Genomic DNA, 8,889 nt, shown 5'->3' with positions numbered 1-8,889 from the left:
ATAGTTATAGTAGACAATAAGCCCGCGTAACTTGTGAGAAATGCGGGATACAAACCTGATCCTTGAGTAGAGGTAATTCATGAGTTACCTCTATTTTTGTTATGTTTTGCGTAACTCCTGAATTTGATACTAGAGTGGTAATCCCAGCCTGAGAAACTAGCTAACGAAATCATTTATATTACAGGATTTAGTCAGTATCTGTAAATATACTTTTATCCATTTTCAACGCTCCTCTTATTTTGAAATTTTCTGTGATCCTGATCACCAAATTTTGTGTTTTAGATCGAAAAAATGACCAAATTTGTTGTTTTTGGTAGAACTTTATAAAAAAAATAGTTTTAAGTAAAATTACGATAAAGATACTCGCGTATTCACTAAATATAATGTAGATTATTAGAAAGACGTGGGGTGACACCTTATGACTATTACTGGTAATTTTGAAGACTTTTCTTTACCTGAATTACTCCAATTTTTAGACCAAGGTAAAAAGACAGGACGACTTTGCATTGAATTAGGAAATGAACTAGAGAAAAATAGCACTAAGAAAACTTCTTATATCTGGGTACATCAAGGCCGGATTATGACAGTAACCAATCGCTTAGATGAACAGGGATTAACATTAATGATTGCTCAAAGAGGATGGGCAAGTGAGCGTGTGATCTCTAGAGTCATGCAAACTTCTTCCTGTTTTATCAGTGAACCTATGGGTTTATGCCTCAAGTCTCAGGGTTTACTGCAACCAGAACAATTAAAACTGTTATTTCATACCCAAGTGCTACAACCGATATGTAGCTTATTTCCAGTCAGGGAAGCTTTCTTTAGATTTGAGCCGACCAGAACATTTCCTTTAGGTGAAATGACTGGTTTGAGTATGACTTCAACTGAAGTTATATTAATAGGTTTGCGGTCTTTACGAAATTGGAGTTCTCTAGAAGAAAAGCTGCCAGATCCGAGTTCAGGTTTATCAAGTTTGATGGTGAAACAACCCAATATTCCGCTAAACAACCAAGAATGGCAAGTTTGGGAATTTTTAGACGGACGTGTTTCTCTCAAAGATATTGCTAGTCAACTAAGAATACCCTTGGTAACTGTACAGCAAATAGCCTTTCGATTGATAGTAGTGGGTTTAGCAGAAGAAGAATTTATGACTGCCTCTACTTCAACATCTGTATTAGAAAACACTATCTCAGAAGAGGCTTTAGTTGAAACAGTCCCACATTCAGCACAAAAATCTGGTGTTAATCAATCAATACAAAAGTCTGGTGTTAGTCAATCAATACAAAAATCTGGTGTTAGTGAATCATTTTTAAAAAATTTAGTAGGTTTTTTGCGAAGCAAATAAACCTAATAGGATTAGGGGAGGGGAAATCTTCTGTGGTCAATACTTTGGTCTTATAACCGAATTTCCCCACTTTATTATGTGATAAGATTTCCAAAATCTAGTGAATAATGGTTAAATAAACAACATAAATCACCAATAGTATTCAATATTAATACTCAATAATTTGAAGATGATTAGGAATCTTTCTGAAAATCAAAAGTCAGGAGTAGATTAAAGTGTTTTTGGTGTAAACTACGGTAACACCAATAATTTTCGGGAGAATCCCTCCAAAAATACACAGAATTAATATACTACCCAGAGCCTATTCGTTTTATGGATGCTACTTCTTGGATTGAATCTATTTTCGGTTCTTCCATGCTCTCTCAAAGACGAAATCTTAAATCCGGAAATATTTCTGATACAGAACCTGCATGAAGTCTTACGGGTCAAGGATTCACAGAATTAACATTTAGGTAATTGTTCGCAATCGTGCTACTGAAGATATCAGACAACAAGCGAACTGACAAAAGCCCTCCAGGCATCCAAGAAACAGCGCTCGCGCTATCGCACTCCCAACACCTCCCAAAACAGCGATCGCTAATATTACCAAATCATCCCCAGATTCAAAACAAAACCCTTTAAAACATCTTCCCCTAAAACATTAGCAGGAGAATCCAAAACCTCAACCTCTTTTCCTGGTCTATAAATCTCCACTTGTCGAGATTTACGATTAATTAATATACCCAAACGCACACCGTTATCTATATATTCCTTCATCTTTTGCTGTGTGGTCTTCAAACTATCAATAGGAGAAAGTAACTCAATGACAAAATCAGGACAAATAGGAGGAAACTTTTCCTTTTCCTCATCAGTTAAAGCATCCCATCTTTCTAACTTTATCCAAGCAGCACTAGGAAAACGAATCGCACCATTTGCTAAAATAAAACCGACATCAGAACCAAAAACTAGACCTTGTGATTTGTCATCGTTCCAATTTGCTAATTGAGCAGTTAAACCAGCATTAATATTGCTAGATATACCACCCAATAAAGGCTTTAATATCAGACTACCATCAGCATTACGTTCGATTTTGATTAATTCATTGATTTGACATAATTCAAAAAATTGATTATCTGTTATTTGAATTGATGGAGGTAGATAGAGAGTAATAAAATCTATATTTCTTCTAAACCAATGTCATAACTTGCTCATATTCTTCCTTGTGACTTTGCAAAGCATCCCAAACATCAACCTTTTGCTGAAGATTTAACCACAATCTTGGTCCATTTCCCAATGCTTTACCCAGACGAATGGCAACATCTACAGTAATTGATTTTTCACCATTAATAATTTCCTGAATTGTTTGATTAGATACTCCTAAAATTTCTGCAAAATTACTAGGATTAATATCTAAATCATCTAAAATATCTGCAATTACTTCACCAGGATGTATTGGTCTTACTAATCTATCTTGAGTAATATCTTGCAAATTATTCATAATCAATACTCCTTAATAAATTTGGCTACTGCTATTTAGCAATCTCTACCCAATTAATATCATATTAACACAGGAATTAATGATAATCTTCAAGATTAACATCATAAGCATCACCATCTTCAAATTTAAAAGTTATTCGCCAGTTTCCCGATACCTTAATTGACCAAGTTCCTTTTCTGTCTCCTTTTAATTCATGCAAATCATATCCCGGTAATTTTATATCGTCTACTATTAAAGCTGAGTCTATAACTTCAAGCCTAATTCTAATTTTCTTTTCTAAATTTGCAGGAACTCCTTTATTAAAATTTTCTCTGAATAGATTTTGTAATGCTTTACTTTTAAATGTTTGAATCATCTTGAATTTTATATCATTATGTAGATTATACAAAATTTCTGCCTACAGTTACGCGATCGCTCTCCCAAAATCCCAAATAGCGATTCCTACGGAGCGCTTACGCTATCGCACTCCCATACCCCAAAAGCGATATAAAATTATGATATAATCAGTGGTACTATTATGTATAGTTCAATTCGGGTAAAAACTATAACTATAAAATAAGCAAAAAATGTATGTCTAATTATCAAGAATTGTTACAACAAGCTAAAAATTTAAGTGCTGAAGAACAACTTAAATTAGTAGCTGAATTAATCTCAGTGGTTCGTAATCGTGTTATAGATAAATCAAAAAAGCGTAGTATCCTAGATTTAGAAGGTTTAGGTAAGGAAATTTGGCAAGGTATTGATGCTCAAGAATATGTTAATCAGGAACGTGGAAAATGCAATGGATAGAACAGTTACAGGGTCAAACGGTTGCTTTAGACACTGCACTACTGATTTACTTTATTGAGCAAAATCCTGAATATATAGAAAGAGTAAGGCTGTTTTTTAGAGCATTAAATAATCGTGAATTTAAGGTAATTACATCTGTTGTAACTTTACTGGAAGTATTAGTTTATCCTTTGCGACGTGGAGATATAATATTATCTCAACAATATCGTGATATTCTCTTTGAGGATGAAGAAATTTTAAAGGTTATAGAACTTTCTCCAGATATAGCGGAAATAGCTGCACAATTAAGAGCCGTGTATAATTTACATTCTTTAGATGCTATTCAAATGGCTACTGCTATTTATGGAGGTGCATCTTTTTTCTTGACAAATGATATTCGTTTACCTTCTTTACCAGGGTTAACGGTTTTGGTTTTAAATAATTTAATAAGTTGATTATTTTTGAATTTAGCGATCACATCCCCAAAAGCGAACTGACAAAAGCCCTCCGGGCATCCAAGAAACAGCACTTGCGCTATCGCACTCCCAACACCCTCAAAAAGTGATTCCTACGGAACGCTTGCGCTATCGCATCCCCACACCCCTAAAACAGCGATTCCTACGGAGCGCTTGCGCTATCGCACAAAATAAGTTGTAGAAGGTTTAAAAAATTGATATAATGTTAATGAAAATTGTTTAATTGTTGTAGAAAAACTATGTCTCAAGCAATTGATAAACCTATAATTCAAGAAAATACACTGTTAGAGAAATTTAGGAATCTAACTATTGAACAGCAACAAACTATCTTAGATTTTGTGGAATTTATGCACAGTAAAAAACCAAAGTCACAAGACAATCAAGAAGTTTCAGTTTATGATTTAGCTAAAGAGTGGGCTGGATCTGTAGAAAGTGGTATTGGTGATTTATCTACTAATAAAAGGTATCTTCAAGGATTTGGTAAATAATGAAATCAGAAATTATTATAGATACTTCTCCTTTAGTTGCTTTTATTGATAAAAGTGATAATTTTCATGAATGGACAGTAGAAAAATGGAAAAATTCACGCCCTCCTTTATTTACTTGTGAAGCGGTTATTGCGGAATCTTGTTTTTTATTACAAAATGTTCATGGAGGAGAAAGTGCTATTTTATCTTTATTGGAAGCAGAAGTAATTAAAATACCTTTTAATTTAAGTGAAGAAGTAACAGTAATTAAGCAATTAATGAAACAATATCAATCCGTTCCTATGTCTTTAGCTGATGCTTGTTTAGTAAGAATGAGTGAATTAATTAGAGGAAGTAGTGTCTTAACTTTAGATAGTGATTTTAGGATTTATCGTCAATATAAAAATCAGGTTATTCCCGTTATTATGCCTGAATAACATCATTAATTACACCACAATCTCCTCCATATCTTCTAACATAACAGCGATTCCTACGGAGCGCTTGCGCTATCGCACTCTACACATCCCAAAAGCGATTCCTACGGAGCGCTTCGCTATCGCTCTCCCACACCCCAAACAGCGATACCTTCGGTCAGCTTCGCTATCGCACTCTACACATCCCAAACAGCAATTCCTACGGAGCGCTTCGCTATCGCACCCTCGAAACCCCAAATAGCGATACCTTCGGTCAGCTTCGCTATCGCACTCCCAACATCTCCAAAAGCGATACCTTCTCCTATCGGAGACACTACGTGAACGTTAAACTAACGCTAACACTGTAGAAGTATAAAATTATGGTATAATTATGATGTCAACTTCTTTAATCTCTTGTATTTTATAAATTTGCGTTATAATTTTGATTGGAATCCAGCAAAAGAAAAACAGAATATTCGTAAACATCAAATCAATTTTCGTTTAGCATCAACTGTTTTTCGTGATCAATATCAATTAAGTTTATATGATGAAGAACATAGTGATTATGAAGACAGATGGATTACTATAGGTTTAGATGAAACGGGTATTTTAAGGGTTGTTATTCATACTTTTGAACAAACAGATGAAGATTCATGTTTGATTCGTATTATTTCAGCACGAAAAGCAACTTTTAATGAACAACAGTATTATCAAGGAAGAAAGCTATGAAAGTAGAATATGATTTTTCACAAGCTGAACAAGGTAAATTTTATCATTCTGATGCAACTTTTCATTATCCGATTTACCTTGAACCAGATGTTGATAATTTTTTCAAAAAAATTGCTCATGAAAAAAACATTGATGTGCAAATTTTAGTCAATGAATGGTTGAGAAATAATATTAAATTAATTGAAAGCATTCAGTAAAAGCGATCGCCCTCCCAAAATCCCAAACAGCGATTCCTACGGAGCGCTTGCGCTATCACATTCCCACATCCCAAATAGCGAACTGACAAAAGCCCTCCGGGCATCCAAGAAACAGCGCTTGCGCTATCGCACCCCCAACATCCCCAAATAGCGAACTGACAAAAGCCCTCCGGGCATCCAAGAAACAGCGCTTGCGCTATCGCACTCCCAACATCCCCAAACAGCGATTCCTACGGAGCACTTCGCTATCGCACATCCTCAAAAGCATCAATTAAGCAGACATTAAACGCTGTGTAGGTTCAGGAATTTTTCGACCTAACTCTTGAGCAGTTTCTATCCATTCCTGCATAATAATTTCTATATTTTGCAGTGCTTCTTGATAAGTTTCTCCATCAGCAACACATCCCGGTAAATCTGGAACTTCTGCGATAAATGATTGGTCTTCTTCACTCCAATAGAGATTAATTTCATAGCGCAGAGTCATCTTAACCTCCTAGCTGATATTTAAGTAACATTTCACGGACTTGTTTAACTTGATATGCTTTGGCTTTTCCTTGTTTGGGTTGAAGGTTCAAGATTTCTTTAACTATGCAGGGTATGTTACAATTTTGATATCTAGTTAGACCTTGATTTTGCTTTTTACTTTATACGTTTGAAGTTTTTGCCATCACCATCATGTCCAAAAAAATTGTATCTATTCACTCATTCCGGGGTGGTACAGGGAAATCAAATTTAACCGCTAACCTAGCTGCCATTGTAGCGCGTTATGGGTATAAAGTTGGGATAGTTGATACTGATATTCAATCACCAGGAATTCACGTCCTGTTCGGTTTTGATGATAAGAAAGTTCAATACACGCTCAATGATTATCTTTGGGGAAACTTTCCCATTGAACAAACTGCCTATGATGTTAGTTCAGTTTTGGGTAAAACCGGAAAGCCTAGTAGTAAGATTTACTTGATTCCTGCTAGTATTAAAGCCAAAGACATTACTAGAGTTCTCAGGGAAGGATTGGACTTTAATCTTTTGAATGAGGGCTTTCAAGAATTAATTGATGCTCGAGATTTAGATTTTTTGTTTATTGATACCCATCCGGGACTAAATGAAGAGACTTTGCTTTCTATCGCTATGTCAGATGTTGTATTACTGATTTTACGTCCTGATCGCCAAGATTTTCAAGGGACAGCGGTAACAGTTGAGGTAGTGCGGAGGTTGGAAGTGGCAAAAATGTTGTTATTAATTAATAAAGCACTACCAGCCGTAGATTTTGGTGCTTTACAGGAACAGGTAGAAAAACTTTACAATGCCCCTGTGGCAGGAATTATGCCTCTTTCAGAAGAAATGATTCAATTAGGAAGTAGTGATCTTTTCTGTTTGCGTTTTGGCGATCATCCTATTAGTAAAGTCATCGATAAAGTAGCTCAGATGATTATTAAATCCTAGCTCCTCAACAAACAAACTGACTAGAACAAATCACGGGTTATTTCAAAAATGAACCAGCTTTTGAAGAAGTGCTTGCTATAGAAAAAAGCGATAATTGTTAAGCCATTTCTTTACCTTTTGATTTATCCCACCTTCCGCACCCTAAACTGTCACACAAGGAAAATTGGTCGTTTGGATATTTCGGACTGGCGAACTGCTTGCAGCAGTGCTTCGCTATTTTTAAAGCAGCACCAGCTATTTCATCAGTTTCTAAGGGTGGGTAATCTTTTCCTCTTTGGTTAATTGGTCTGTGACACAGTGACACAGTAGAGCAGAAAGTAACCCTTTCACATTTTCCATTAAGAAAAAACGGGGTTGGACTTCTTTAACAATGCGAACAAAGTCCATGTTAAAGCATTCATAACCACATCCCATAATTACAAAAATTATCACTTTACTCAAATCATAAACCAATCTCTCTCTTTCTCTGCGCCTCTGCGTGCAAAAAAATCAAAAATATGCAGGTATAAAATCTGCCTATGTAATCCTATTCTATACCCTCAATCCGATTTTCCACCTGCTGATACAACTCACGTAACTTGTCTAAATTTTCTTCGCTAGTCTCCCAATAACCGCGTCCATTCATTTCCAACAAAGTAGAAACAATCTTGCGGAAAGAATGAGGATTGAGATTCATGAGACGCTTTTGCATTTCCTCGTCTTTGATGAAAGTCTCATTCGTGTCCTCATAAATCCAATTATCCACAGCGCCAGCAGTCGCACTCCAACCAGTGGTATTTACTAACCGTTTAGAAAGTTCCCGCACACCTTTTGACAATTTCCTCCTTGTTTAAATCAACAACAATTAAAAGTAAATTTGTTTCTGCTATGATTTTAGAAATAGCCTTTTGTAAGAAAAATGCTTGATAAATACTGCGACTAATAGCTAAATAAACTTTAGATTGAGGAAGTACATCTTTTAAGAGAATACGATAAATAATATACTGTCCTAAAGCTGTTTCAAATTCACGCATAGCTGAACGACCAATAAAACTTTTAATTTCCACAATAATTTGTTGTCCATTGCGTTCAATTTCTAAAGTTCGATCAGCCAATAAATTAGCAAATAACTGTATTTCTTCATACTTAATTGTATAAGGATCACGAATAATCGTCCAAGCATCCTTAATTAAGGCATTTTTAATTGCTTCATGGTAAGTATCCCTTGCTGACATATAATGTGAAAAATTGTTATTTATAAAAATGTGGGTTATGTAATTTGTAACAAATTACCCACAATATAACAAACAAATTACCCAAAATGCAAAACAGCGATCGCACATCCTCCAAACCCCCAAACAGCGAACTGACAAGTCAGCGCTTCGCTATCGCACCCCACATCCTCAAAATAGCGAACTGACAAGTCAGCGCTTGCGCTATCGCATCCCCAACCCCAAAAGCGATACCTTCGGTCAGCTTCGCTATCGCACCCTCCAAACCCCCAAACAGCGATTCCTATGGAGCGCTTGCGCTATCGCTCATCCCCTCATCACCCAACAAGCGAACTGACAAAAGCCCTTCGGGCATCCAAGAAACAG

14 protein-coding genes and 1 pseudogene are annotated in these 8,889 nt (G+C 35.8%); 8 read left to right on the top strand and 7 right to left on the bottom strand.

Going from position 1 to position 8,889, the window contains the following annotated elements; translation table 11 throughout:
- Positions 1 to 418: 418 nt before the first annotated feature.
- Complete coding sequence (locus VB711_RS13310) at positions 419 to 1,342, top strand: DUF4388 domain-containing protein (protein WP_323286549.1); 924 nt, start codon at positions 419 to 421, stop codon at positions 1,340 to 1,342.
- A gap of 582 nt (positions 1,343 to 1,924) precedes the next feature.
- Here the strand turns inward: VB711_RS13310 and VB711_RS13305 are convergent.
- From VB711_RS13305 to VB711_RS13295, 3 genes are all read right to left on the bottom strand, one after another.
- Entirely contained in the window at positions 1,925 to 2,500 is a 576-nt protein-coding gene (locus VB711_RS13305; protein ID WP_323286599.1) for a Uma2 family endonuclease, read from the bottom strand.
- 7 nt (positions 2,501 to 2,507) lie between these two features.
- On the bottom strand, positions 2,508 to 2,819 hold the full coding sequence (locus VB711_RS13300) for a HigA family addiction module antitoxin (RefSeq protein ID WP_323286548.1): 312 nt from the start codon (positions 2,817 to 2,819) through the stop codon (positions 2,508 to 2,510).
- A gap of 76 nt (positions 2,820 to 2,895) precedes the next feature.
- Positions 2,896 to 3,174, bottom strand: coding sequence for a type II toxin-antitoxin system RelE/ParE family toxin (locus VB711_RS13295; protein ID WP_323286547.1), 279 nt, complete (start codon positions 3,172 to 3,174; stop codon positions 2,896 to 2,898).
- A gap of 215 nt (positions 3,175 to 3,389) precedes the next feature.
- Between VB711_RS13295 and VB711_RS13290 the strand changes: the two genes are divergently transcribed.
- From VB711_RS13290 to VB711_RS13265, 6 genes are all read left to right on the top strand, one after another.
- The gene (locus VB711_RS13290) at positions 3,390 to 3,608 is read left to right on the top strand and encodes a hypothetical protein (protein WP_323286546.1); all 219 of its coding nucleotides are present in this window, start codon (positions 3,390 to 3,392) and stop codon (positions 3,606 to 3,608) included.
- The gene (locus tag VB711_RS13285) at positions 3,596 to 4,042 is read left to right on the top strand and encodes a type II toxin-antitoxin system VapC family toxin (RefSeq protein WP_323286545.1); all 447 of its coding nucleotides are present in this window, start codon (positions 3,596 to 3,598) and stop codon (positions 4,040 to 4,042) included. The genes VB711_RS13290 and VB711_RS13285 overlap by 13 nt, the downstream gene beginning before the upstream one ends.
- Before the next feature lie 260 nt (positions 4,043 to 4,302).
- Complete coding sequence (locus tag VB711_RS13280) at positions 4,303 to 4,551, top strand: hypothetical protein (protein WP_323286543.1); 249 nt, start codon at positions 4,303 to 4,305, stop codon at positions 4,549 to 4,551.
- Positions 4,551 to 4,967 carry a type II toxin-antitoxin system VapC family toxin gene (locus VB711_RS13275; protein WP_323286541.1) on the top strand — a complete coding sequence of 139 codons (417 nt, stop codon included), beginning with the start codon at positions 4,551 to 4,553 and terminating at the stop codon, positions 4,965 to 4,967. The genes VB711_RS13280 and VB711_RS13275 overlap by 1 nt, the downstream gene beginning before the upstream one ends.
- A 405-nt stretch (positions 4,968 to 5,372) precedes the next feature.
- Positions 5,373 to 5,672 (top strand): BrnT family toxin, encoded by a 300-nt coding sequence (locus VB711_RS13270; protein WP_015212917.1) that lies wholly within the window; start codon positions 5,373 to 5,375, stop codon positions 5,670 to 5,672.
- The gene (locus VB711_RS13265; RefSeq protein ID WP_015212918.1) at positions 5,669 to 5,869 is read left to right on the top strand and encodes a hypothetical protein; all 201 of its coding nucleotides are present in this window, start codon (positions 5,669 to 5,671) and stop codon (positions 5,867 to 5,869) included. Before VB711_RS13270 ends, VB711_RS13265 begins: the two co-directional genes overlap by 4 nt.
- A gap of 271 nt (positions 5,870 to 6,140) precedes the next feature.
- Here the strand turns inward: VB711_RS13265 and VB711_RS13260 are convergent, their stop codons facing one another.
- Entirely contained in the window at positions 6,141 to 6,353 is a 213-nt protein-coding gene (locus tag VB711_RS13260) for a type II toxin-antitoxin system HicB family antitoxin (RefSeq protein WP_323286540.1), read from the bottom strand.
- 191 nt (positions 6,354 to 6,544) lie between these two features.
- Between VB711_RS13260 and VB711_RS13255 the strand changes: the two genes are divergently transcribed.
- Positions 6,545 to 7,312, top strand: a complete 768-nt coding sequence (locus tag VB711_RS13255; RefSeq protein WP_323286539.1) for a MinD/ParA family protein — start codon at positions 6,545 to 6,547, stop codon at positions 7,310 to 7,312.
- Between the two features lie 249 nt (positions 7,313 to 7,561).
- Here the strand turns inward: VB711_RS13255 and VB711_RS13250 are convergent, their stop codons facing one another.
- The 3 genes and pseudogenes from VB711_RS13250 to VB711_RS13240 all read right to left on the bottom strand — a co-directional run bounded on the left by VB711_RS13250 (position 7,562) and on the right by VB711_RS13240 (position 8,526).
- Entirely contained in the window at positions 7,562 to 7,699 is a 138-nt protein-coding gene (locus VB711_RS13250) for a DNA cytosine methyltransferase (RefSeq protein WP_323286538.1), read from the bottom strand.
- Positions 7,700 to 7,838: 139 nt separating this feature from the next.
- Positions 7,839 to 8,123: pseudogene (locus VB711_RS13245) on the bottom strand (cobaltochelatase subunit CobN); the annotation flags it as partial.
- On the bottom strand, positions 8,101 to 8,526 hold the full coding sequence (locus tag VB711_RS13240) for a XisH family protein (RefSeq protein ID WP_323286537.1): 426 nt from the start codon (positions 8,524 to 8,526) through the stop codon (positions 8,101 to 8,103). The pseudogene VB711_RS13245 and the gene VB711_RS13240, both read right to left, overlap by 23 nt.
- Positions 8,527 to 8,889 lie beyond the last annotated feature (363 nt).

Source organism: Cronbergia sp. UHCC 0137, from assembly GCF_034932285.1.
Classification (GTDB): Bacteria; Cyanobacteriota; Cyanobacteriia; order Cyanobacteriales; family Nostocaceae; genus Cronbergia.
Note: the sequence above shows the minus strand (reverse complement) of the source record. Positions and strands in the feature narration are given on the sequence as shown.